Origin of the sequence: Priestia sp. FSL W8-0524 (assembly GCF_038005965.1) — a bacterium.
In the GTDB taxonomy this organism is placed as follows: Bacteria; Bacillota; Bacilli; order Bacillales; family Bacillaceae_H; genus Priestia; species Priestia zanthoxyli.
Map to the genome: position 1 here is coordinate 505,721 of NZ_JBBOUG010000001.1, position 24,191 is coordinate 529,911.

The 24,191-nt window shown below is 38.1% G+C and carries 21 protein-coding genes and 1 riboswitch; of the genes, 13 read left to right on the forward strand and 8 right to left on the reverse strand.

Annotated elements, in window-relative coordinates; all coding sequences use genetic code 11:
* Positions 1-13: 13 nt before the first annotated feature.
* Together NST66_RS02570 and NST66_RS02575 are read right to left on the reverse strand one after the other, a co-directional pair.
* Positions 14-952, reverse strand: coding sequence for a response regulator (locus tag NST66_RS02570; RefSeq protein ID WP_033578100.1), 939 nt, complete (start codon positions 950-952; stop codon positions 14-16).
* A 4-nt stretch (positions 953-956) separates the two neighbouring features.
* Positions 957-2,207 carry an ATP-binding protein gene (locus tag NST66_RS02575; RefSeq protein ID WP_033578101.1) on the reverse strand — a complete coding sequence of 417 codons (1,251 nt, stop codon included), beginning with the start codon at positions 2,205-2,207 and terminating at the stop codon, positions 957-959.
* A 266-nt stretch (positions 2,208-2,473) separates the two neighbouring features.
* Between NST66_RS02575 and NST66_RS02580 the strand changes: the two genes are divergently transcribed.
* Both NST66_RS02580 and NST66_RS02585 read left to right on the forward strand, forming a co-directional pair.
* Positions 2,474-3,463, forward strand: coding sequence for a glutaminase (locus NST66_RS02580; RefSeq protein WP_028412290.1), 990 nt, complete (start codon positions 2,474-2,476; stop codon positions 3,461-3,463).
* A 103-nt stretch (positions 3,464-3,566) separates the two neighbouring features.
* The gene (locus NST66_RS02585; protein ID WP_033578102.1) at positions 3,567-4,997 is read left to right on the forward strand and encodes an alanine/glycine:cation symporter family protein; all 1,431 of its coding nucleotides are present in this window, start codon (positions 3,567-3,569) and stop codon (positions 4,995-4,997) included.
* Between the two features lie 30 nt (positions 4,998-5,027).
* Here the strand turns inward: NST66_RS02585 and NST66_RS02590 are convergent, their stop codons facing one another.
* From NST66_RS02590 to NST66_RS02600, 3 genes are all read right to left on the reverse strand, one after another.
* Positions 5,028-6,527, reverse strand: coding sequence for a sodium:solute symporter family protein (locus NST66_RS02590; protein ID WP_033578103.1), 1,500 nt, complete (start codon positions 6,525-6,527; stop codon positions 5,028-5,030).
* The gene (locus NST66_RS02595; protein WP_033578104.1) at positions 6,527-6,730 is read right to left on the reverse strand and encodes a DUF3311 domain-containing protein; all 204 of its coding nucleotides are present in this window, start codon (positions 6,728-6,730) and stop codon (positions 6,527-6,529) included. The genes NST66_RS02590 and NST66_RS02595 overlap by 1 nt, the downstream gene beginning before the upstream one ends.
* Before the next feature lie 355 nt (positions 6,731-7,085).
* Positions 7,086-7,685 carry a cupin domain-containing protein gene (locus NST66_RS02600; protein ID WP_080754378.1) on the reverse strand — a complete coding sequence of 200 codons (600 nt, stop codon included), beginning with the start codon at positions 7,683-7,685 and terminating at the stop codon, positions 7,086-7,088.
* Between the two features lie 386 nt (positions 7,686-8,071).
* A riboswitch (ZMP/ZTP riboswitch) is annotated at positions 8,072-8,150 on the forward strand.
* Between the two features lie 56 nt (positions 8,151-8,206).
* Between NST66_RS02600 and NST66_RS02605 the strand changes: the two genes are divergently transcribed.
* From NST66_RS02605 to NST66_RS02635, 7 genes are all read left to right on the forward strand, one after another.
* Positions 8,207-9,802, forward strand: coding sequence for an APC family permease (locus NST66_RS02605; protein ID WP_033578105.1), 1,596 nt, complete (start codon positions 8,207-8,209; stop codon positions 9,800-9,802).
* Positions 9,803-9,981: 179 nt separating this feature from the next.
* A complete protein-coding gene (locus tag NST66_RS02610) occupies positions 9,982-11,028 on the forward strand; it encodes a DUF5105 domain-containing protein (protein WP_205689700.1) in 1,047 nt (348 codons plus the stop codon).
* 130 nt (positions 11,029-11,158) lie between these two features.
* Positions 11,159-11,296 (forward strand): hypothetical protein, encoded by a 138-nt coding sequence (locus NST66_RS02615; protein ID WP_167387308.1) that lies wholly within the window; start codon positions 11,159-11,161, stop codon positions 11,294-11,296.
* A 191-nt stretch (positions 11,297-11,487) separates the two neighbouring features.
* Entirely contained in the window at positions 11,488-11,997 is a 510-nt protein-coding gene (locus tag NST66_RS02620; RefSeq protein ID WP_013055518.1) for an acyl-CoA thioesterase, read from the forward strand.
* A gap of 393 nt (positions 11,998-12,390) precedes the next feature.
* A complete protein-coding gene (gene ppc / locus NST66_RS02625) occupies positions 12,391-15,159 on the forward strand; it encodes a phosphoenolpyruvate carboxylase (protein WP_033578106.1) in 2,769 nt (922 codons plus the stop codon).
* Positions 15,160-15,376: 217 nt separating this feature from the next.
* A complete protein-coding gene (locus tag NST66_RS02630; RefSeq protein WP_014461480.1) occupies positions 15,377-15,820 on the forward strand; it encodes a hypothetical protein in 444 nt (147 codons plus the stop codon).
* Positions 15,821-16,212: 392 nt separating this feature from the next.
* Positions 16,213-17,220: an aromatic ring-hydroxylating dioxygenase subunit alpha gene (locus NST66_RS02635; protein WP_033578107.1), complete on the forward strand. Its 1,008-nt coding sequence runs from the start codon at positions 16,213-16,215 to the stop codon at positions 17,218-17,220.
* A 31-nt stretch (positions 17,221-17,251) separates the two neighbouring features.
* Here NST66_RS02635 and NST66_RS02640 read toward each other — a convergent pair whose 3' ends face one another.
* The 3 genes from NST66_RS02640 to NST66_RS02650 all read right to left on the reverse strand — a co-directional run bounded on the left by NST66_RS02640 (position 17,252) and on the right by NST66_RS02650 (position 20,147).
* Entirely contained in the window at positions 17,252-18,007 is a 756-nt protein-coding gene (locus NST66_RS02640) for an ABC transporter permease (RefSeq protein WP_033578108.1), read from the reverse strand.
* A complete protein-coding gene (locus NST66_RS02645) occupies positions 18,004-18,741 on the reverse strand; it encodes an ABC transporter ATP-binding protein (RefSeq protein ID WP_033578109.1) in 738 nt (245 codons plus the stop codon). Before NST66_RS02645 ends, NST66_RS02640 begins: the two co-directional genes overlap by 4 nt.
* Before the next feature lie 98 nt (positions 18,742-18,839).
* On the reverse strand, positions 18,840-20,147 hold the full coding sequence (locus tag NST66_RS02650; protein ID WP_340843047.1) for a homocysteine synthase: 1,308 nt from the start codon (positions 20,145-20,147) through the stop codon (positions 18,840-18,842).
* A 341-nt stretch (positions 20,148-20,488) separates the two neighbouring features.
* Here NST66_RS02650 and NST66_RS02655 point away from each other — a divergent pair, with 341 nt between their 5' ends.
* From NST66_RS02655 to NST66_RS02670, 4 genes are read left to right on the forward strand one after another with little or no spacing between them, the layout of a single operon-like run.
* Positions 20,489-21,175 (forward strand): Yip1 family protein, encoded by a 687-nt coding sequence (locus tag NST66_RS02655; RefSeq protein WP_028412096.1) that lies wholly within the window; start codon positions 20,489-20,491, stop codon positions 21,173-21,175.
* Positions 21,176-22,306, forward strand: a complete 1,131-nt coding sequence (locus tag NST66_RS02660) for an efflux RND transporter periplasmic adaptor subunit (protein ID WP_033578110.1) — start codon at positions 21,176-21,178, stop codon at positions 22,304-22,306. It begins immediately after the preceding gene.
* Complete coding sequence (locus NST66_RS02665) at positions 22,303-22,992, forward strand: ABC transporter ATP-binding protein (protein ID WP_033578111.1); 690 nt, start codon at positions 22,303-22,305, stop codon at positions 22,990-22,992. The genes NST66_RS02660 and NST66_RS02665 overlap by 4 nt, the downstream gene beginning before the upstream one ends.
* Positions 22,989-24,185: an ABC transporter permease gene (locus NST66_RS02670; protein ID WP_033578112.1), complete on the forward strand. Its 1,197-nt coding sequence runs from the start codon at positions 22,989-22,991 to the stop codon at positions 24,183-24,185. Before NST66_RS02665 ends, NST66_RS02670 begins: the two co-directional genes overlap by 4 nt.
* Positions 24,186-24,191 lie beyond the last annotated feature (6 nt).

Consider the following 24,191-nt stretch of genomic DNA (forward strand, 5'->3'; position numbering starts at 1 on the left):
TCCGTCTTTTATGTCAATACCAGCTTTTTTCTTGGCTTAACAAACGCTTGGCTTCAAGAAAAAATATTTGAATAAACTTTTTGGTGTTAATGCGAATCGGCAAAATTTTAGAATCTCCCTGCAGTTCTTTCATTTTTTTACGAACGGCTGTAAAGTCAAAAAACTTAGAAGCATAATTTTCAAACTTTGGATTTGAAAAATCTGTTAATCCAATAGAAGCAAAGTGATTCAGTGAGTGAGTAACTGCTCGTCTTATTCGCTGTTCACAAGCCTTGGTTTCACGATTAATTTCAATAGAAGACGCGTGAGCTCCCAATTTTTTCTCAGCGACATTCACAAAAATAGTTTTTAGAGAAGGGAAATGTTTTTCCACACTTTCTCTTTGGTCATAAGTGTACAGAAACTGTAAAATATCCAGTAAATCTTTTGCACCATTTTCTCCTACAATACCTAATTCGGCTAATAAGAATTTCCCTACATCATATAGATGGGCTTGTTTCGTTATCGGCTGGCTTGAAGGGGGAGCGTGATGGGCTGTCGCTAAACTATTCAAGGAGGTTTTAATATCATCGATTGATTTCTCAAGAGAGATTCGTTCAATTACTTTTCGAATAACCGTTAAAATTTCAATTCGATTAATTGGTTTTGTAATATAGTATTCAATTCCTAATGAATAGGCTTCTCCTATTAATTCTTTGGACTCTACCTGTGAAATCATAATCATTTTTCCTTTAAATGAATCTTTTAAATGACGGATCGTTTCGATTCCATCTCGTCCTGGCATAAGTAAATCAATAAATAAAATATCAATTTGCTTTAAATTTAACGTAGAGGCATCTAAAAAGCTGCCGTCTACGACTTCTTCTACAACTTCTCCTAAATCCTCATCTTCAATCAGCTGACTGAGCGTTGAACGAATGGCTGAATCATCATCTGTAATACAAAATCGCATAAACTCATCCTTTCTGAATTAGACTACAAAGAGGTATTTGAATGATAAAAATCATCCCTTTATCTCCTTGTTTAGCTTCAATCGTACCTCCAAGTTCTTGAACAATATCTCTTACGTAAGAAAGGCCAATTCCAGTAGAGGGATTTCCAAATTGATCGTATTTTGAGGTGAAACCAGGTTCAAAAATAGCTTTTTCGTACTTCAAAGGCACGCCAGGACCATCATCTTGTACATGGAATTCTACAAATTCAGCTTGTCTATGTACGGATAAAACAATCATTCCCTCATCTTTAATCGCCTCCACTGCGTTTGCTACCAAGTTATTAATGATCGATAAAATTGTGTAAACGTGGTAGCTGAAATGTTCCCCGGTGACAGAGGAAAAAAAGCTAATTTGTTTGTGAAGAGAATCGGCATATTTTTTGTTGATGCGTACGATCAGCTCGATTAATTCCTCTGCTTTCATATAATTTTGGAAACTTTCATTTGAAATTGTTTTAGATAAGCCCGCAAAAATACGCTGGTTGTCTTTTTTTACTTCGTGAATATCTCCGGCAATCCGAAGCGCTTTTTTACTGAGCGATTGGTTAAGCACAGAATGATCTTTTTCCTGCTGATGTAATACACGGTATAAATCGTACGAGGCTTTTGTAATCACTTCTGTATTATGAAGGGTCTTTTTTAAATGAACGGTTTCTTCATAAAGGCTTGTAATAAGCATTAGCATGTGCTCATTTTGTTTGCGAATTTGACGTTCTCGTGACTGTGATTCATAAATTGTCATCATATTAAAAAAGCTAAGTACAATGAAGCTGTGAGCAAAAGCAATAACGGCCATGTCGGATAATGAATCGATATGAATGGTTGTGTGCAAAACGATATACTGCGCAGTTAGTTCGACTATATCAGCAGCTATTTCAATGATGAGTCCAATTAATCCAATCACAATAGCACTATAGTTCATGCGGCTTACTTTAAAAATAAAAAATAAAAGTGCATACGTAAAGTAAAAGAAAAACGTAGGGTAATGCGTATGTGCAGAAGCCGCAAATTGAAAATGATCGAGCGTGATATAATCGAGCATGATGCGAAAGAGAACGACGCTTAAAGCGGTTAACAAGCCGCCAGATAAAACGGTTTTCCGTTTTAAAAGCAATAGGAAAAAGAAAAATGTTGGAGCTCCAAATGTAATTCGAAATGTTTCATTTAACGGATAAAATTTTAGCTCTCCCGCCAGCGGAACAGTAATGAGCATGAGCAATAAAATGTACGGATCTTTTCGAATGAAAGATTTAAAATTCAGATAATTACACCTCCTGAAGTGATTCGTGAATTAGTATACATTGTGACAGCGTCCAGCACAATGGAGAAGAGTACCAAAGATAAAAATATAATTCCAAAAAGTTTTGTAGGTTTTTGTATGCTCTCGTAGGTTGCATTGTACATTAAAAACGAAAATGAAATCCCGCTTTATGAAAGCGCTTTAAAATAAAAAGTTAATGAAGTGATGAGGTGATTTTAATGAAAAGAGAAATTGAACAGGAAATGTCTTACTTACAGGTCACTGCAAAAGAGCAGTTACACGAGTGGGTAGAGCAAATAAAAGAATTTTCGTCAGAAGGAAAAACGGCTGATTATATCCCCGCTCTGAAAGATATGGACTCGTCTCAATTAGGTATTTGTTTGATTGGTGCTGACGGAACGGTTATCCAGTCTGGGGATTATGAAGCGGTATTTACTCTTCAAAGTATTTCTAAAGTCATTAGCTTTATAGCAGCTTGCTTATGCTGCGGCATTCCCTACGTACTAGAGAGAGTAGATGTAGAGCCAACTGGAGATGCATTTAATTCTATTATAAGACTGGAAATGCATAAACCAGGAAAGCCGTTCAATCCTATGATTAATGCCGGTGCTTTAACGGTTTCATCTCTTTTATCTGGAGAGACGGCAAAAGAAAAACTAAGCTATTTGTTTGATGTAATAACAATGCTTACTGGGAAAACACCACTCATTAATGAAACCGTCTTTGAATCAGAATGGCAAACGTCTCATCGAAATCGTGCGCTTGCCTACTATTTAAAAGAAACAAACTACTTACAAGGAGAAGTAGAAGAAGTTCTAGAGGTTTACTTAAAGCAGTGCTCAATTGAAGTAACGACTGAAGATATTGCGCTGATCGGATTAATTCTATCATTAGACGGATATCATCCAGTGTTTCACAAACAAGTAATTCCAAAAGAAGTAGCTAAATTAACAAAAGCGCTTATGCTTACATGCGGTATGTATAATGCCTCAGGAAAGTTTGCGGCATTTGTTGGTATGCCAGCTAAAAGCGGTGTATCAGGAGGAATCATGTCATTGGTGCCACCTAATACGAAAAAGCAGTCTCCATTTCCAGACGGATGCGGTATCGGAATTTACAGTCCAGCTATTGATGAGTACGGGAATAGCGTAAAAGGCGTTACGCTGCTAAAAAAAATCGCAAAAGAATGGGATTTGAGTATTTTTTAGTCTATTTACGTACTATTCATTCTCTTCAATAATATAAACACCAAGAGAAAAAACTTTCATGTTTTGCATTTGTTCTACCAAATTTTTTAATGAGGTGATAGGCGTGCAACAAGCAATCGAAAGTGTAATTAGTGTCATCAATGATTTTTTTTGGTCGAATTTATTAATTATTTTACTTGTATCAATCGGTATTTATTTTACGATCCGCTCTCGTTTTTTGCAGTTTCGCATGTTGAAAGAAATGGTACTTGTTTTGAAAGAAGGACGAGCGGCTAAAGATGGGGGAGTCTCCCCGTTTCAAGCTTTCTGCATAAGCATGGCAGCTCGAGTAGGAACAGGAAATATTACCGGTATAGCGATTGCTATTGCTCTTGGTGGCCCGGGTGCTGTATTTTGGATGTGGATTATTGCCATTATCGGTTCAGTATCAAGTTTTGTAGAAAGTACACTCGCTCAAATCTATAAGGTAAAAGGGTCAAACGGATTTCGAGGAGGACCCGCTTACTATATGGAAAAAGGGTTAAATAAAAGATGGATGGGCGGGCTATTTGCTGTACTCATTACACTGTCATTTGGCCTGGTGTTTAACGCTGTGCAATCTAATACGATTACGCTGGCATTTGAGAACTCTTTCGGAACGAGCCGCTTATTGATTGGGATTATTATGACAGTTATATTTGCGATAATTATTTTTGGCGGGATCAAACGCATCGCTAAGATATCGGAATACATCGTTGTCGTATTAGCCGTTTTATACATTGGAATGGCTCTGTTCATCATCTTTAAAAATATTGATCAAATGCCTGCCGTTCTATCTCTAATTGTGAAAAATGCATTTGGATTTGAACAGGCGCTTGGGGGATCAATTGGTGCAACGTTAATCAACGGAGTAAAGCGCGGACTGTTTTCCAATGAAGCAGGGATGGGAAGTGCTCCCAACGCGGCGGCAACTGCAGTGACGAGTCACCCAGTTAAACAAGGTCTTATCCAAGCATTTGGTGTCTTGACGGACACACTTGTGATTTGTACAAGCACAGCATTTATCGTTCTCTTATCCCCCGCCTATAAGCAGGGACTAAGCGGCATTGAATTAACACAAGCTTCTCTTAGTACACATATCGGTTCTTGGGCATCAGGATTTTTAGCTATCATGGTATTTCTATTTGCTTTTAGTACGTTAATTGGCAATTATTATTATGGAGAAACGAATATTGAATTTTTAAATTCAAATAAGATGTGGCTTTGGTCTTATCGTGTAGGTGTTTTAGCGATGGTTATTTTTGGATCGGTCGCTCAGCTTCAGCTTGTATGGAATTTGGCAGACTTATTTATGGGGATGATGGTAGTGGTGAACTTAATTGCTATTTTTCTATTATCGAAAGTGGCGTTTTCTGCCTTGCATGACTATACTCAGCAGAAAAAGGCAGGAAAAAATCCAGTCTTTTATAAAGATGCGTTAGAAAACAATCAAAATATTGAATGTTGGGAAAGAGAATCGACTTCCTCCCCTTCTGAAAAAGAGAATATTATCTAAAAAAAGTTCAGCCAGTTGGCTGAACTTTTTTTATGCGTTTTTCTTTAATTCAGTTTGCGTAGTGCCTTGAGAAAATAATGTTTCTTTCACGCCATTTGTTGCTGCTTTGGTTTTTGCAGCAAAGATTGGATTTAAAATAAAAACTACGAGTAGGTTAGATAATAATCCCCAGAACCCTTCATAAAGGCCAAATGAATTTCCTGTGGCATGAACGGTAAACGTTACAACCAGCCCTACTACTAATCCAGCAATCGTACTTTCTTTCGATTGATTTCTCCAAAACAGGCTGATAACAATAGCCGGGAAGATTTGTACCATGCCGGATACCCCTAGTAACTGTAGGGAAACAAGTGCTTGTGGGAATAATAAACCGAATAAAAGTGCCAGTCCAATAACAACAAAAACCATAGAACGAGTAACCATTGTTAATGTTTTACCCTGTACATTTGGATTAATTAAATCTCTAAATATATTATTTGCAAATAAGTTAGACGCTCCGATCGCCATGATAGAACATGGAATTAATGAAGCAAGAGCAATCGTTGCATAAGCTAACCCTTGGCCAATGCCACCATATGAATATTGAATCAAGGTTAATAATGCTAATCTAGGATCCGTTGTATCTTGAGGTAATACTTGATAAGCAATAAACCCTAAGAAGATCACTAGAATTAAAACAATATTGTAAAGAGGTAAGAAGACAGCATTTTTACGAAGCGAATCTGCACTTTTAGCAGTGAAAACACCTGTAGCAGCGTGGGCCCACATGAATAAAGCTAAAGCAGATACGAGTGATGCTGTAATAAACCATGGAATGCCCTTAGGTCCTTGTGTTGGGATCGTTAATAGCTGAGGTGCATCCTTTGCAACATTGTCAATCATGTTGCCCCAACTTCCAAAATGCATAATTGGCAGAGAAACAACCATAAATAACATAATCGCCCATACTAAAATATCTTTAATAATTGCCGTATAAGTGGGACCTTTAATTCCGCTGAAAAAAGTATAAAGAGCCACAAGAAAGAATGAAAGAATAACGACAGCTTTTACATTAATGTAGCCAGTTCCTGCAACGCGAAGAGTATCTTGAATACCGCTAAGCTGAAGATCGATATATGGAATAAGCATCAATACACCTACTATGGCAATTAAAGAGGAGAGAAATTTACTGCTAAAACGTTCTCTAGCATAATCAGCAAGTGTAGTAAGTTTGTGCTTTTTAGCAACAGTCCAAAGTTTTGGAAGAAAAAAGTATGAAATTAAAAAGGCTAAAACAGAGTAAGGAATGGCAAAAAATGCGATGCTTCCTCCTTGATAAGCTGTACTTGTAAGACCTAGGAATGTATAAGCAGTATATAAATCTGCTCCTACTAAAAGCCAGACGAGCAGGCTTCCAAAACGTCTTCCCCCTACAGCCCACTCTTCAACGGAGCTTCTAGATGATTTGTCACGTCCTGCTATAAAGCCAATGGCGATAACGACAAGAACAATTGCTGATGTGATTAAAAGTGCGGTTAAATTTCCTTGCATTATTCAATGTCCCCCCAAGATTTTTGTAAACGATAAATGATAAATGTACACACAGGCGTTAAGAAGACCCATAAAAATAACCATAAATGCAAAATAGGTAATCCAAAAATAATTGGATGAATGTTATTTACAAAAGGTAAAAAAGCGAATTGAGCAATAAACGGAATGATGAATAAAATAAATATTATGAATTTTCTGTTCAATTTTTACTCCTCCTCTAAAATTTATCTAACAATGTTCACTATGATAGCAAGTCTGACATAGTAAAGCAATAAGTTTTTTGAAAATTTCGTTATAAATTACGAAAATTTTTTTAGAAAAACAAAAAAAGGGTATGAGAAGAAGATATTTGAAATGATTAGGGAAGAAAAAGCAGGGGAGAACTTAAGCGCAGTTGCCTTTGAAACAAAAAAAGAACGGAAAAGAAGAAAGGTAGTTTTCTCGATGAGATAAAGTATATTGCTATTGCATTAAAGAAAAAGAATTTGTATGTTCAAATATAGATTTATGGAAGCTATAAAAACGAGCAAATAAAAAAACTAGACAATAAGTGCTTGTCTAGTTCCACCACTCTGTCAATGGTCCTTTGTCGCCATAAACAGGATCTGTTGTAGGAATAGGTACTTGTGCAATTTCATCAAATACGTGAGGGCGATCCGTTTGTTTTCCTGTTCGTAAGTTGTAATCCATGCCCTCTGGATAAGCTCCAACCACTTTAAAATCAGCAGTTGACTGCAGACGCATATGTCCTGTACCTGCAGGGAGTACGAGTACATCCCCAGCATGCACCACGATATTTTCTCCCATATGTCCACCTAGTTTTAAGCGTGCAGATCCGCTAATTACACCTAGTGCTTCATGAGAATTGCTGTGGTAATGGTGAAAATCATATATGCCGCCTACCCAGCTGTTTTTCCAGTTGTGAGAATTAAAAATGCTCTCTACTTTCTCTTTCTTACTAATAAATACGTGTTCATACAACAAAACTGGAAGACGAGGGTGATTTGGAATGGTTCCGTCGTCATCAAAATAAAGAACTTTTACATTTGCATAATTCATAAGCATCCCTCTAACAATCTTTTTTCGTAATTTTCCCTGTTTTTTGCTTGCGTAAACAGAGAAGTTTGCTCGAAGTACTTCATTCGTTGCGAAGTGCATGATATGTAGGTGTTAACGTTTTCCCAAAAGATGTCTCCCACTTCAAGCGTAGCTAAGTGGTGGGCAGTTTACTTTAGTATCTTTTCTTCATATTGTATATAAGTAAAGGGGCTAGTGCAAGAATTCTATGGATATATAGATGTTAATTCGTATTTTGTAAATGAATAATATATATTAATATAATTTTTAGAAGATGATATGATCGTGAAGTAAAAGAATCAAATAATAAGCAAGGTTAGAGTTTTAATTGTTTTTTGTAATTAGGAAGAGATTTTAAGAAGATTTATTCGGAATTTTACGAATAATTCATTACTTTTGTAAAAGTAATGTAAACATTTTTGTGTATTGAGTAATAGTAATGAATGTTATATACTGATAAAAAATATATTCCTATATGTGACTGGCGCAACATGGATGACCATGGGGGAGCATATAGCGTATAAGCCGCGCGCCTGGGCAAACACTTGAGAAAATTTCGCAAGTGTTTTTTTTATTTTCCTAGGGAAGAGGAGTAGATTTGGATGAGCAATATGCAAAGGAAGATGGGAACATTTGCTTTAACCATGACAGGTATAGGTTCGATTATCGGTTCAGGATGGCTGTTTGGAGCATGGAAAGCAGCTCAAATTGCAGGACCAGCGGCTATTTTTTCATGGGTTATTGGAATGGTAGTTATTTTGACCATTGCCCTATCGTACGCTGAACTGGGCGCGATGTTTCCGCAAGCAGGGGGGATGGTTAAATATCCTCAGTATTCACACGGATCATTTATTGGATTTTTGGCTGCTTGGGCTAACTGGATTTCAATCGCTTCAACGATAACAGTGGAGGCTATTGCATCTGTGCAATATATGAGTACTTGGCCGTGGAAATGGGCTCGCTGGACTCATGAATTAGTAGACAATGGCATTTTAACGTCCAAGGGGTTGGCAGTTGCGTCTCTGTTATTATTCATTTACTTTTTTGTGAACTATTGGACGGTAAATCTCTTTGCTAAAGCAAACTCATTTATTACGATTGTTAAATTAATTATTCCTGGTTTAACGGCAGGGGCTTTATTTTTTGCTGGTTTTCATAGCGGGAACTTTTCAAGTGAGCATGGGGTAGCACCTTACGGATGGGCGAGTGTTTTAACGGCAGTGGCAACATCAGGTATCGTGTTTGCATTTAACGGGTTTCAAAGTCCTGTAAATATGGCAGGAGAAGCAAAGTCACCTAATAAATCGATTCCGGTAGCTGTAATTGGTTCAATTTTTATTGCTGGAATTGTATACATTATATTACAAATTGTTTTTATCGGAGCAGTAAGTCCGTCATCAATTGCGAATGGATGGAATCATTTGAATTTTAATTCTCCTTTTGCTGATTTAGCGATTGCGCTTGGAATTAACTGGCTAACAATTGTGTTATACGCAGATGCATTTGTTTCTCCTTCCGGCACAGGTGCTACATATACGGCAACGACTTCTAGAATGTTATACGGGATGCAGCAAAATGGATATTTGCCAAAGATATTTGGTACTCTTCATCCACTTTACAATGTCCCGCGCCCAGCTATGTGGCTAAATTTAGCAGCCTGCTTTTTGTTTCTCTTTTTATTTAGAGGATGGGGTGTCTTAGCAGAAGTGATCTCAGTAGCGACGCTTATCTCCTATATTATGGGCCCTGTAGCGCTTATAACATTAAGAAAAACGGCTTCACACTTTTACCGTCCATTTTATTTAAAAGGGGCATCAGTTATTGCGCCATGCAGCTTCGTTTTTGCTTCTTTGACGCTTTACTGGGCAAGGTGGCCACTTACAGGTGAAGTGATTTTTATTATGGCAATTGGCCTGCCAGTTTATTTTTATTACCAAGCGAAAAATAAATGGGTGGGCTTTAAAAAAGAATTTTTAACCGGGGCTTGGATGCTTATCTATTTAGCGTGCATGATTTTTATTTCCTACATAGGAAGCGAAAAATTCGGAGGCAAAAATATTTTACCTTTCGGATGGGATATGCTAGTGATTGCTTGCGTATCATTAGCCTTTTATTACTGGGGAATTAAAAGTGGCAAATCTAACCGATATATGAAAGAAGCTGAACAAATCAATCAAGAAAATTTTAAATCTAAATAAAAAACACGAGCCGGTGCTCGTGTTTTTATTTAGATGAATGGAGAATTTAGACTTAGTTTTTATCAAAATATTGTAAAAAACATAGATTTTAAGGTTTAAGGATTTACACAGAGGGAACCTTTATTTGGGATAAAGTTCTAAAAAAACAAAATAAAGGGGATTGGGCAGCTGTGAAAAAAATGAATGTTTTGGCTTTGGTTTTTGTACTTATGCTAGTATTAGCGGCTTGTAACAGTTCTAAGGAAACGGGAGGATCCACTTCGGCTAAAAATAAGGCGATTGAAGCATCTATTGACAGCGCTTCTTATATTTTAGTAGATAGTGATGAAGGAGCTACAAGTGAAGAAAAGGGGCTGTTGAAAGTTGATTTAAAAGTGAAAAATGTATCCAAAAACAGTATATCTTTATCGGATTACGACGGTGTGTATTTATATGAAGGAGATGAACAATTATCTCCAAAAACGGGAGTGAACAGTAGGGAACTTGGACTAGAAAGCAGTTCATCTGACAAGATTGGCGCTGGGAAGCAAAAAAAATTAATGTTCGTCTTTGAAGTCAAAAAAGATAAAAAGTACAAAATTGGGCTTCAGCCAAAATCATCTGATTATGATGAAGAAATTGACGAAGTAACATTAACACTGGATACGAAGAAATACGCGAAAAGCTATAATAAGCTGCAAGACCCAGAAAAAGCTCTGCAAGCTTACACGGAAGTTCTTTACTTAAACAAAGAAAATGTAGATTATGATAAATATGTAACAGCGGACAAAACAGCTGTCATAGAAGAACAGAAAAAAGCGTTTAATGAGGAATTAAAAGGTGCGTTTTCTAATAGTTTAACCGATAAAGCAAAAAAAGATTTTTTTAACATGTATAAAGATGTTTTGAAAGAAAAAGCAAGCGTAAAGACAAATGTGATTGCCAATGCAAATAATAAAGCTGTAGTAGAAGTGGAGTACACTACTGTTAATTTATCAGACTTATATTCATACGTATCGCAGCTTAAGAGAGCATATACAGATGAAACAAAAGATTACGATACAAAACACTCTGAAGAGTTTGCGGCTTCTAAATTCAAAGATATTGTAAATGAATTAGAAACGAAAGAAGGAAGTCGTCCGCTACGAATTTTTATGGTGAAAGAAGATGGGAAATGGACTGTGAAGTCAAGTGACCTATACAGTGACTCTTTAGGTAAAACGTTTGGATCAAGCTACATTCGATAGACAAAAAAGAGGCTAGGACAAAAATAGTTGAGCCCAAGTAAAAAACGAACCATTCATCAATCTGTTTGATGAGTGGTTCGTTTTTTTGCGATGGTGCATATCGTTTTATTTGTTTCGTTCCTTCTAGCAGTTGATTGGAGGGCAAGGCGAAGACTCCTGCGGGAAAAGCGGAACAGGTGAGACCCCGCAGGAGCGTAAGCGACGAGGAGGCTCAGCGCCCGCCCGCGGAAAGCGAAGCCTTGCACGGAAATCAATTGCGGTGTCATAAGCAGTCCAGCTCATGTATCTCATTTGTTCGTCTTTCAATTGGATTTATTTCGTTATGTCTCAACCTCTTTTTTGTTTTCTGTAAATAAATCAACGAGTTTTTTGTAAAGCTAAATTTATCGAAATATGCTAGTATAGGTTCATTCATTCTTTTATTCTTATTATGATAGGCATCAATGGAGGTTCTTACTAATGAAAGCAAATTATTGTAAAGATACAAAGGCCGTTCGAACGAGCCGCATTTTCCCTAATGATATTAATAATCACAATACGTTATTTGGCGGAAAATTAATGAGTGATATTGATATGATTGCGTCCATTTCAGCTTATCGTCACAGCCGTACAGAGTGTGTGACGGCTTCAGCAGACTCTATTCACTTTCTGCACCCTATTACGCCTCAGGATTCTGTATGTTTGGAGTCATACGTATCATGGACAGGTCGTTCATCCATGGAAGTGTTTGTGAAAGTGATTAAAGAAAATTTAAAAACCGGGGAGCGTCAAATTGCAGCTACATCATTTTTAACTTTTGTGGCAATGGATGATGATGGAAAGCCCCGCGCAGTACCGGAGCTTATTCCAGAAACAGAAGAAGAAAAATATCTGTTTCAAACGGGGGCAGATCGTGCTGCCACACGTAAACAAGTGCGTAAAAAAAGCAATGAACTAGCCTCAGTGTTGGATTTAGGACAACCTTGGTAGCATAAAAGAGAGGCTGAAAAGTATTTTAGCTCAAGTGAAAAACGAACCACTGATCAGCACGTTTGATTAGTGGTTCGTTTTTTTTGTTATGGTGAAAGTAGGTTTCAGCTGTTTCGTTCTTTCTAGCAGTTGATTGAAAGGAGAGGTGAAGTCTTCCAATCAACTGCGGTGTCACAAGCGGTTCAGCTTATGTATCCCATTTGTTCGTCTTAGGATTGGATTCATTTCGTTATGCCTCATCCTCTTTTTTATATTTGATGAATCTTTCCTCCTAATCGAGAGGAGGAAACAAAATTATATGAAATTTATTTTCGTTCATGGTAATATGAATTTAATATAATTTTCTAAAAAGTTTAAAAAGTACAACATTTATAAAGAAAGGTGTCGTGTCTAATGGTAACAGTAGAAGCAGCAGAAAGACAAAACAGCAGCACTGCCCTGCGCCGTGATGTGAAATTTCTCGGTCAATTGTTAGGGAAAGTTCTGGTTCACCAAGGTGGAGAAGAACTGCTCAACAAAGTAGAAAAAATACGCGAAGTGGCAAAATCACTTAGAGAAAACAAAGATGAAGCCATCTATAAAGAAATAAAAAATGAAATCGTTACTCTTGAACAGCCGATGCGCGCGCAGGTTATTCGGGCATTTGCCGTTTATTTTCATTTAGTTAATATTGCAGAGCAAAATCATCGAATTCGTCGCAGACGGGAATATCAGCAGCAAGAAGATTCTATTATGCAGCCGGGTTCATTGGAAAGCGCCGTTGTTTCGCTTAAAAATAATGGCGTGGCGCCAGATGTAATTGCTAACTTGCTTCAAACTTTATCACTTGAGCTTATCATCACGGCACATCCAACAGAAGCCACTAGACGAAGTGTCCTTGATATTCATAAACGAATGGCTGAGCTTCTGAAAAACTTGGATAATTCAACGTTAACAAAACGTGAACGTACAGAAATTGAAGAAAGACTGTTTAGCGAAGTGTTAATTTTATGGCAAACAAATGAACTGCGAGATCGCAAGCCAACCGTAATGGATGAAGTATCCAATGGATTATATTATTTTGATGAAACGTTATTTGAAGTGCTTCCTCAACTTCATCAGGAATTGGAAAATTCATTGCAGGAGAATTACCCCGAAGAAAATTGGAAAGTGCCTAATATTCTTCGATTTGGTTCATGGATTGGCGGAGACCGAGATGGAAATCCAAACGTAACTCCTAAAGTAACGTGGCAAACGCTTGTCAAACAAAGGAAGTTAGCTATTCGTAAATATAAAGAGTCGCTTACTCAATTGAGACAAAGGTTAAGTCAGTCTACAAAAAGAGTCGCAGTTTCAGATAATCTTCTTGATTCTATTAATCAAGAAATATCGCTGCTGCCTGAGAAAAAGCGATGGAGAATCAAACACGAAGTATATCGCTGCAAGCTTACGATTATGCTTCATAAATTAAATTTAGTTGGAGAGTCGGAAGCAGGTTATCAAAGGTCGGAAGAACTTTTACAAGATTTGTTTCTCATCAAAGATAGCTTGCAAAAGCATCAGCCTCAAGATTATCAGCTGAAAAGCTTGTGTAAATTAATTCGCCAAGTTGAGCTGTTTGGATTTCATTTAGCAACGCTTGATATCCGTAATCACAGCGGAGAACACGAAGCGGCAATCAAAGAAATTTTCCATGCTGTTTCTTTAGCTGAAGATTATTCAGCGTTAACAGAAGAGAAAAAAGTTGAGCTGCTAGGGAAAGTTCTTCAAGACCCAAGACCTGTGCTATCGTTTGTAGAGAATTACTCTAAAGAAACGCAGCAAGTAATTGAAGTATTTAACATGATACATCGAGCACATAAAGAATTTGGAGAAAGATCCATTGAAGTCTACTTAATCAGTATGACGCAGTCTGCAAGTGATTTGTTAGAAGTCATGGTACTTGCCAAAGAAGCGGGTATTTACCGCCTTCATGCAGATGGCCGCATTGAAAGCAAGTTAAATATAGCTCCGCTGCTTGAAACGATCGATGATCTCACAGCAGGTCCTAAGATTATGGAACAGCTATTTCAATTAGATTTTTATCGAGAGCACTTAAGAAAACAGAAGGATTTGCAGGAAATCATGCTTGGCTACTCAGATGGAAGCAAAGATGGCGGAACGCTTACCGCTAATTGGAAGCTCTACAAAGCGCAGCAGGAAATTCACGATATGGCGAGGAAGTATCAAGTTCGTCTGAAGTTTTTCCATGGCCGAGGCGGCTCACTAGGCCGAGGAGGAGGCCCGTTAAACCGAAGCATTTTATCTCAGCCTGTTGAGACGCTAGGAGACGGTGTTAAAATTACAGAGCAAGGAGAAGTTCTTTCTTCTAGATACTCTTTATATGACATTGCTTACCGAAGCCTTGAACAAGCGGTCTCAGCTCTTCTTACAGCGGCAGCAAATGTTTCTCAAGAAGCTGAACAATGTGATATTCGTACACATGAATGGGAAGAAACAATGGACGAGATTTCAACTGCTTCGTTACGTAAGTATCAAGAGCTTGTTTTCAACGATCCAGACTTTTTAACCTACTTTAAACAAGCTACACCTCTTCCTGAGCTCGGGGCTTTAAATATTGGGTCACGTCCAATGAGTCGAAAAGGAAGTGATCGCTTTGAAGACTTGCGAGCAATTCCATGGGTATTTGCATGGACGCAAAGCAGACAGCTGCTTCCAGCCTGGTACGCTGCAGGTACGGGCTTACAGCATTTAGTAGAGAAATCCGGAGATATACAGCTTCTTCAGCAAATGTATAAAGAATGGCCATTTTTCCGCTCGACCGTCGATAACCTGCAAATGGCTTTAACAAAAGCAGATTTAATGGCAGCAAAAGAATACACAGAAATGGTACAAGATCCGGTTATTTCAGAGAGGATTTTTGCCGCCATTAAAAAAGAGTATAATGTTACGAAAGAAATGATTCTTCAAATCACGGGGCAAAAAGAATTAATGGATCATCTTCCTACGATTAAAGAATCTATTAAATTACGAAATCCGTATGTGGACCCTCTAACCTTCTTGCAAGTTAAGGTTATTTCCAAGCTGCGTGAAGATGAGGCTGAAACGTTAAATGAAGAACTTTTAAAAGAAGCATTATTAACGATTAACGGCATTGCAGCAGGATTGCGTAACACAGGCTGATGATACCAAAAGACACCTCAATAAAACAAAAGAGGTGTCTTTTGTTCATTCTTCTCACATAAAGAACTGCCTGTCAGTTCCTTCTCTTTTAAAGAGAACTTCCGTCTGTTAAATAGGCACTGAGAAAAATCAGTGATAAAATAGAGAAGAACTGGTAATATTCTACAAACAAGTGCTAGTGGTGGGGTAACTAGATTGAATATGGAGGACGAGGACAATGGTAAAAAATTCGCAAATCTTCATTGAAGCTGACTCCGAGAATTCTGTATTTATTGGACTGGAATTTTGTGAGTATACACAAAAAATGAATCCTACTTGTTTGTCCAAACAGCATATAAATGTGTTTATTCATCCGGAAGAACTCACTGTGGAATTTAAGAAAACAAAAAGTGATAGAACTATTGATGATTTCCATCTGATGCATATCGTTCCGGTTCATTGCTTTAATTATTTATTATGTTCGATTTCGCAAGGTATTGTTACAGATGTTCAGCTAAAAGCGGTCGGTCATCAAGGAGAAACGTTGTTTGAAGAAAATCTTACATTGAAGTTTCATGAAAAAGCGACGGATTATGAAGAAACGCTCTCATTTTTCAAACATTTAAATCAAGAAATACAAAAACAGACGAAAAAATATACAGCCAGTTATATGAGCTCATGATAAAGAAAGCTGCGGTTTTAAAAACCGCAGCTTTTATTCGTTTAACCGAAAAAATTATGTGAGAGATGCTTACAAAGCAAGAGATTTTTCAGTGGGAAATTGATAAAGTAAAAATAAGAGAAATCAGTGGACAGAAAAGCTTTTAGCGGCTGGCCGCTTTTTATTCAATATGCAAGGGTTAGGTAGTGAGATTAAAAAAATAGCGATGAATACGTATTGTTATTGTAGATGAAGTGCTAAGGTCGCTCTATCTGCAATTATGTAGAATCTTCGCGCGCTTATAGTCTGTTTTACGGAACGAAAAAGCTGCGGAATTAGAAGAACTCCTTCTATTTCTGCGGTTTTTTTTATAAACAAGAAATAAATTCACTTATCGTACGGAGGCGATGCAGATGATTAAAGATTTAGTATTGGCTAAGGAATGGCTGCCTGCAGCTTATTCACATGATTTAACAGATCAGCCCTTGCAAGTAACGATTTTAGAAGAGCGAGTTGCGCTGTTTCGCACAACTAATGCCATTAAAGCATTTAAAGATTTGTGCATCCATCGCGGTGCAGCGTTATCTCTTGGGAAAGTAGTAGATGATTGCATTGTGTGCCCTTATCACGGATGGAAATACGATGGTGCCGGGGCTTGTGTGAAAATTCCTCAACAGCCGCCGGGAAGAGCGATTCCTTCAAAAGCAAAAGCACAGGTATATGATTGCGTTGAAAAGCATGGGATTATATGGGTGAAGATGAACAGCGAGGCAAGTGATATTCCTCTTCCTCAGTATGACGAATACCTTAACTCCGGATTTAAAACGGTTTGCGCCAACCCTCATACTCTGCAGGCAGCAGCTCCTCGTGTCGTAGAAAACTTTCTAGATGTAAGCCATTTGGCTTTTGTTCACGAAGGAAGCCTTGGACACTCGGATTACGCCGAAATTCCTGATTATAAGGTACATTGGAAAGATAACCGATACATTTCTGACGAAATCGCTGTGTACGCAGATGCAGATGGTACGGGTAACTTTGCGACTATTTATTATACTTTTGAAATTCTTCGTCCTGCCGTTGCAAGGTTGAAAAAAGTGAACTATGAAACGGGTGAAATCTTTTCGATGCTGTTTGCGGTTTTACCTGAAGAGGAAAGAAAGTCGACTGTGTTTGCATTGGTTTCTAGAAACTATTCGTTTGATGCACCTGATCAATATTTCCGTGATTTTCAACAGCTTATTATTGAACAAGATACGAGCATTGTAGAAAGTCAAAAGCCCGAAGAGCTGCCGCTTGACTTACAAGCAGAGCTTCATTTGAATCCGGACCGACTGAGTATTGCCTATAGAAGATGGCTCGGTGATTTAGGAGTGACCTTTGGAAGTGACGTAGGAACAAGATTAAAAAAAGCTGCTCAATAAAAAAGAAGAAAGGAGTCTCCTTTCTTCTTTTTTATGTATGTTCACGGATAAGCTGATGATAGCTATTAAAAAGGGTAGGATATGTTAAGCGGCTTAAGATGACGCAGGAAAGCGTAGCAGAGGCTAGGATAGTAAAAACGATGAGCAGCTGGAATTTGACTGCTTGTATCGGATCTGCCCCTCCAATAATCTGGCCTGTCATCATGCCGGGAAGCTGAACGAGTCCAATTGTTTTTTGGCTTTCTACAGTAGGAATCATGCTAGCTTTGATTGCGGCATTTAAAATACTATGAATAGCTTGTTTAGGAGTTCCGCCAAGCGCCAGAATCAATTGAATTTCGTCTCGCCTTCTATTTACTTCAGCGTCTAACCGATTTAAAAATAAATTGGCCAAAATCATCGAATTTCCAATAATCATACCGCTGACAGGAATGACATATCGCGGAGTAGCAGGGATAATATGTAGGCCCAGCATAACGCTTTGGGTCAGGATTTCTACAATAAAAAGAGTGACAAATACACGAAAGAAAGCTTTAAATCCCTGCTTTTTTTTCTTTACAACATTTTGGGAAGCGACCGTCAGCATCACGAATAAAATGAGAATCATAAAAGCTGGGTGATTCGCGTCAAAAATAAAAGATAAAACATATCCGATCACTAACAGCTGAACGGCTGCTCGAATACTGGCAATGATTATATCTTTCTCGAGTCCTATACGAAAAGATTTTGATAAAAAAAGAGCAATAAAAACAAAAACGATGGTAAAAATCAGTGAAAGTGAACTCATAGAAAGGCTCCTTCAATAAATTGTTTTGTTTCAGCTTTTACAGGAGCATGAAAAAAGGTCTCCGTCTTCGCTTTTTCTACAATCACTCCGTTCATTAAAAGCCAGACTTCCTCTCCTAAACGTTTGGCTTGTTCTAAATTATGGGTAACCCAAATAATCGTTTTATTCTGCTCTTTATGTAAATGAGAAATCAGCTGTTCAATTTCATGAGCAGAAGTGGCATCCAAAGCGGAAGTGATTTCGTCTAACAGTAAAAGATCCGATCCGTTCGACAGCGTGCGCGCTAATGATAACCTTTGTCTTTGACCACCGGATAAATCTCTTGCATCCTGCTCTAACAAGTCAGGGGAAAGACCGGTTAAGGCACAGAGTTCTTCAGGCATAATATCCTGTTTGCCGTGCAGCTTTTGAACAAGCATCATATTATCTCGCACTGTTCCATCAATAACAGGAGCTGATTGAAAAGCGATGCCCACTTTTTTTCGCAAATCAGAAATATTCCATTTGCTAATGTCTTTTCCATATACTTCAATACTTCCTTCATCAGGTGCAGAAAGTAAATTGCACATGGAAAGAAGGGTGCTTTTTCCGGATCCTGATGGTCCTACCATCATGACGAGCGAGCCTTGCATCACTGTACCCGATATGCCTTTTAAAACACTATGTTCTTTATCTTTAAATGTTTTATGAACGTCTGTAAATGTAATGGCAGGTATTGAATTGAACGTGTTCATAGTAACTCCTTTTTCATTCGTTTTGTTTATTGTAGCATAAGCGAAAGTATAAAAAGTTATTGGGCGATATAAAAAAAAGCTGTGAAAAACCACAGCTTTTAAACAGTTGTATTCACTTTTTGGCTGACTTTTAAGGCATAATCTAAATCTTCAAGAAGGTCGTCGATTGCTTCTGTTCCAACCGACAGACGAATGAGTTCTGGCGTCACACCCGAAGCTTTTTGTTCGTCTTCAGATAGCTGTTGATGAGTGGTGCTTGCCGGGTGAATAATGAGTGATTTAGAGTCGCCAATATTGGCTAAATGAGAAAATAACTGAACCGAATCAATTAACTTAGCCGCAGCGTTTTTTCCTCCCCTGACACCAAAGGTTAAAATGGCTCCTTGTCCTTTAGGCAAATATTTTTGTGCCAAAGAATAGGAAGGGTGGGAAGGAAGCCCCGCATAATTTACCCATTCTACTAATTCATGCTGCTCTAAAAATTTCGCTACCTTTAATGCGTTTTCGCTGTGACGCTCTAATCGCAGATGGAGTGTTTCTACTCCTTGAAGAAGTAAAAAGGAATTAAAAGGTGATAAAGCAGCTCCAATATCTCGTAAAAGCTGAACGCGCGCTTTTGTAATATAAGCAGCTTCACCGGCAGCTTCTGTGTATACGAGGCCATGATAACTTGGATCTGGAGTTGTTAAGTCTGGAAATTTTCCGCTCGCTTCCCAATTGAATTTTCCACTGTCTACGATAACACCGCCAATTGCTGTTCCATGCCCTCCAAGAAACTTAGTAGCAGAATGAACGACAATATCTGCTCCAAAATCGATGGGGCGAAGAAGGTAAGGGCTTGGAACAGTATTATCAATAATAAGAGGAATTCCATGTTCATGGGCAATGTCTGCAACTGCCTCGATGTCTAGCACATTTCCCTGTGGATTTCCAACAGATTCAGCATAAATTGCCTTTGTTTTGGAAGTGATTGCACTTCTAAAATTTTCTGGATTATCGGCGTTTACAAATTTGACGGTAATGCCCAGTTTAGGAAGCGTAGACGAAAAGAGGTTATACGTTCCCCCATATAAACTGCTTGCTGATACAATTTCATCTCCTGCGGAAGCGATATTCAAAATGGAAAAGGTAGTAGCTGACTGACCTGAAGCTACTCCTAGAGCACCAACTCCGCCTTCTAACTCAGCAATTCGCTGTTCAAAAACGTCCGTAGTAGGGTTTACAATTCGAGTGTAGATATAGCCTTGTTCACTTAAATTAAATAAAGACGCAGCATGCTCCGTATCTTTAAATCCAAATGAGCTTGTTTGATAAATAGGTACGGCACGCGAAAAAGTAGCTGGGTCAAGCTGTTGACCAGAATGGATCGCTTGTGTTTCAGGACGAAATGGTTTCTTAGCAGACATTGAAACTCCTCCTTGGATATAAAACTTATAAAAAACATAGGAATAATAAACTTTAATCATAATATACGAATTCTATTGAATGATGTCAAATGATAATTAGAATATTTAGAAAATATAAAAAGATTAATAATGTAATTTAGCATTAAGACATATCTTTAATTGTTAAAAATACCATAAAAAATATTAAATGTAAGAAAAATGTAAATTAATTTGTATAATTATGTTAGAATATTAGGTGTTTGAGAGTTTCTTAAAGAGCCAATTTTGCTAGAAGACTTTAAAAAATAGTAAAAGGTGGGTCTTAAGAGCTACTAACGAAACAAAATAAAAGGAGTTTGATTATGAGCACAGAAGTCAATGTATCTTCGGAAGTTCAAGAGAAAGGAAAGCCTTCTATTTTTGGTTTTATTACGAGTCCGGTTGTACAGTTTGAGAAAATGAAAAGCACTCCGGTCATCTGGGGACCTCTTTTACTTGTTATTGTTTTAACACTTGCAACAACGCTTCTAGCTGTTTATACCCCTCAAGCGCAAGAGACATTACAGCAGCAAAAAGAAGCTGGGATTGAAGTGAATCCTATATTCAGTATGATTGGCGGAACGGTTGGAGGAGTGATTGCAATAGTTGCTACACTGGCATTCACGAGTTTAATTTTGTTTTTAATTGCAAAGTTAGGGACTGGAAAAACAACATATCGCCAAATGTTTAGCATGAATTTGTTTGTTACGTTCATCACAGCAATTGGTCAGTTAATTAATACGGGAGTCGCTGCATTAGCGCATACTTCAGCGAATGTGACGTCGTTAAATGGGCTAGTTGGTGCTAAAGGTGCTATTGGAGGCGTATTTACTTCAATCGAAATTTTCTCTATATGGGGACTTATTTTGACAGCAGTCGGGCTGCAAAAAGTAGCCAATTTATCAAAAGCTGCTTCAATTATTACCGTAATTGTTTTATTTATCTTAGGAGCGGCTATTTCAGGAGTTGGAGGAGCTGCTTCAGAAGCGCTTAAAGGAGCAGGGTTGTAAATGAAAAAAGGAATAATTATTACAGCCGTAACAGTTGTTATTGTTGCGGTTATTGGGATTAATGTATATCGTGCACAAAGTGTAGGTGGTAAAGCAGTTGATGTTCAAGTAACAACTGTAAAAGAAAAAAAGTTAAGAAATACAGTGATGGTTCCGGGTACGTTAAAGCTTGCTGATGAGCAATACGTTTACTTTGACGCTGAAAAAGGCGAGGTTGAACGATTTCATGTAACGGAAGGATCGCGCGTACAGCAGGGAACTTCTCTTGTAACGTACGAAAGCGATACGCTTGATTTAGAGCAAGAACAAAACAAGCTAGAAAAAAAATCGAGTCAGCTGCAAATTGATTCAGTAAGCAAACAAATCTCAAATTTAAATAAAAAACAAAAAGAATTAGAAAAAGAAATGAGTAAGCAAGAAGCGAAAGATCAAATTGAAACAGAGCGGACGCAGCTCAACCTCGACTTAGAAACGGCTAAAATTGACTTAGAACGAAACAAACTAGAAGCCAAATCAATTGCTAAAAAAGAGCGTAATTTAGACGTAACGAGTGATATTAGCGGGACTGTGCTAGAAGTAGATAAAGAAGCGGTTAATAACACGAGTGAAGTTCAAAAGCCGCTTATACATATTGGTAATACCGATGAATACTTAGCTACTGGCGTGCTTTCTGAGTACGACGCTTTAAAAATTAAAACCGGTCAAGCTGTTAAAATTACATCAGATGTACTGCCTGATAAAGAATGGTCAGGGAGCGTAAAACAAATTGACTATCTACCTCAGCAGCAGGCATCAGCGGAGGCAGGCAATGATGCAGCGAATCAATATCCAGTTGAAGTAAAAGTAGATGACCAAGATATCACGATGATTAAGCCAGGATTTAAGCTGCTGCTTGAAATTGAAACAAGCAGTAAGAAAGCTTCATCACTGCCAATAAAAGCAGTTGTAAATGAAGACGGAGAAAAATTTGTATACGTCGTGAAAGATAAAAAGGCGGTTCGTCAGGAAGTAAAGGTAGGAGAAACAACCAACAAATTTATTGAAATTAAAAGCGGCGTTTCTTCTAAAGATAAAGTTATTGCCAATCCTTCAAAGGACTTAACTGACGGTGCGGAAGTGACTGTTCAATGATTGAGCTTGTAAATATTCATAAAAGCTATCATCTTGGCAAAGAGGAAGTACCGATTTTAAAAGATATTAATTTGAAGATTTATGACGGTGAGTTTGTTGCGATTATGGGTCCTTCAGGCTCCGGAAAATCAACGCTCATGAACATTATCGGATGCTTAGACCGCGCTTCTTCAGGCTCCTATTTATTAAATGAACAAGAAATCTCTACTTACAGCGATGAGCAGCTGGCAAAAGTAAGAAATATTCATATCGGCTTTGTTTTTCAGCAGTTTCAGCTGCTGCCGCGTTTAACAGCGGTAGAAAACGTAGAGCTTCCAATGGTATATGCCGGCGTATCGCGTAAGGAAAGACGAGCCAGAGCAGAAGCTGCGCTTGCAAAAGTAGGGCTGAGTGAGCGAATGAAACACTTGCCGAGCGAGTTATCAGGAGGGCAAAAGCAGCGTGTTGCTATTGCTCGCTCTATTGTTAACAATCCGACGCTTATTTTAGCCGATGAACCTACAGGAGCCTTAGATACAAAAACGAGTGCTGATATTATGGAGCAATTTTCTAAGCTAAATGCAGATGGGACAACAGTTGTAGTTATTACTCATGAACCTGAAGTGGCAGAGTACACATCGCGTACAGTTATCGTTCGTGACGGTAAGGTGCTAAGTCATAGCGACAAGGAGAACGATAGCTTATGAGTTTAATAGAAAATATTCGTATGGCTTTTTCCTCGGTTCTTGCTCATAAAATGCGCTCTATTTTGACAATGCTTGGTATTATCATTGGCGTAGGGGCGGTTATTATCGTTGTTGCTATCGGCCAAGGCGGAGAACAGATGATTAAGTCAGAAATAACAGGAGCAAGCAATACAGTTGATGTCTACTACGAGCCTCCTGAAGACGAGATGCAAGCTGATGACCTTTCCATGACGGGGGAGCCGATCTTTACAGAGGATGATATTAAAGCTCTTTCGACTATTCCTGGAGCGAAGAATGTGGTAGCTTCTAGCTCAATGGGAATGGGAATAAGATATAGAGACAAAGAATCCGATACAACTGTTAACGCAATTAATGAAGGGTATATTGAGGTTAATCAGCTTGAAGTTTCAAAAGGAAGAATGTTGGACAGCGCTGATTTTTTGTCAGGTAATCGAGTAGGTGTTATTACGAGCGATATGAAAAAAGAGCTGTTTGATAAAAAAGAAGCTCTTGGACAAGTAGTATGGGTTCAAGGACAGCCTATCAAAATTATTGGTGTGACAAAAAAACCAAAAGGCTTTTTAGCATATGAAATACCGACTATTTACATTCCAGATAATACGTACAAATCAAGCTTCGGTAAGCTCGACTATACAAACCTTAGCGTTCAAGCACAAAGTTCTGATCAATTAAAAAAAGTAGGTAATGACGCAACGGATTTGTTAAATAATTTGCATGATGCTGAAGATGCTTACAAAGTGCAGAACTTAGAAGAAATAGCAGATAGCATTGGAAATGTAACGCGCATTATGACAACGATTATTGGATCGATTGCAGGCATTTCCCTGCTTGTTGGCGGGATTGGCGTTATGAACATTATGCTGGTTTCTGTAACGGAACGTACAAGAGAAATTGGTATTCGTAAAGCACTGGGAGCATCTAAAAGACAAATTCTAACTCAGTTTTTGATTGAATCCATTACGCTCACGCTTATTGGTGGTTTGCTTGGCATTGGCCTCGGCGCAGGCGGGGCAGCTCTTGTTTCGTTATTTGCCGGCTGGCCGTCATTAATTTCGTGGCAAGTAGTACTTGGAGGAGTGTTGTTTTCCATGACGATTGGCATTGTATTCGGCATGCTTCCTGCAAACAAAGCGGCGAAGCTAGATCCAATCGAAGCATTAAGATATGAATAAAGACAT

Coding starts and splice junctions, on each gene's coding strand:
- NST66_RS02570 (WP_033578100.1), bottom strand. CDS start 952: ATGCGATTTTGTATTACAGATGATGATTCAGCCATTCGTTCAACGCTC.
- NST66_RS02575 (WP_033578101.1), bottom strand. CDS start 2,207: ATGCTCATTACTGTTCCGCTGGCGGGAGAGCTAAAATTTTATCCGTTA.
- NST66_RS02580 (WP_028412290.1), top strand. CDS start 2,474: ATGAAAAGAGAAATTGAACAGGAAATGTCTTACTTACAGGTCACTGCA.
- NST66_RS02590 (WP_033578103.1), bottom strand. CDS start 6,527: ATGCAAGGAAATTTAACCGCACTTTTAATCACATCAGCAATTGTTCTT.
- NST66_RS02600 (WP_080754378.1), bottom strand. CDS start 7,685: ATGCACTTCGCAACGAATGAAGTACTTCGAGCAAACTTCTCTGTTTAC.
- NST66_RS02605 (WP_033578105.1), top strand. CDS start 8,207: ATGAGCAATATGCAAAGGAAGATGGGAACATTTGCTTTAACCATGACA.
- NST66_RS02610 (WP_205689700.1), top strand. CDS start 9,982: ATGAATGTTTTGGCTTTGGTTTTTGTACTTATGCTAGTATTAGCGGCT.
- NST66_RS02620 (WP_013055518.1), top strand. CDS start 11,488: ATGAAAGCAAATTATTGTAAAGATACAAAGGCCGTTCGAACGAGCCGC.
- ppc (WP_033578106.1), top strand. CDS start 12,391: ATGGTAACAGTAGAAGCAGCAGAAAGACAAAACAGCAGCACTGCCCTG.
- NST66_RS02630 (WP_014461480.1), top strand. CDS start 15,377: ATGGTAAAAAATTCGCAAATCTTCATTGAAGCTGACTCCGAGAATTCT.
- NST66_RS02635 (WP_033578107.1), top strand. CDS start 16,213: ATGATTAAAGATTTAGTATTGGCTAAGGAATGGCTGCCTGCAGCTTAT.
- NST66_RS02640 (WP_033578108.1), bottom strand. CDS start 18,007: ATGAGTTCACTTTCACTGATTTTTACCATCGTTTTTGTTTTTATTGCT.
- NST66_RS02645 (WP_033578109.1), bottom strand. CDS start 18,741: ATGAACACGTTCAATTCAATACCTGCCATTACATTTACAGACGTTCAT.
- NST66_RS02650 (WP_340843047.1), bottom strand. CDS start 20,147: ATGTCTGCTAAGAAACCATTTCGTCCTGAAACACAAGCGATCCATTCT.
- NST66_RS02655 (WP_028412096.1), top strand. CDS start 20,489: ATGAGCACAGAAGTCAATGTATCTTCGGAAGTTCAAGAGAAAGGAAAG.
- NST66_RS02660 (WP_033578110.1), top strand. CDS start 21,176: ATGAAAAAAGGAATAATTATTACAGCCGTAACAGTTGTTATTGTTGCG.
- NST66_RS02665 (WP_033578111.1), top strand. CDS start 22,303: ATGATTGAGCTTGTAAATATTCATAAAAGCTATCATCTTGGCAAAGAG.
- NST66_RS02670 (WP_033578112.1), top strand. CDS start 22,989: ATGAGTTTAATAGAAAATATTCGTATGGCTTTTTCCTCGGTTCTTGCT.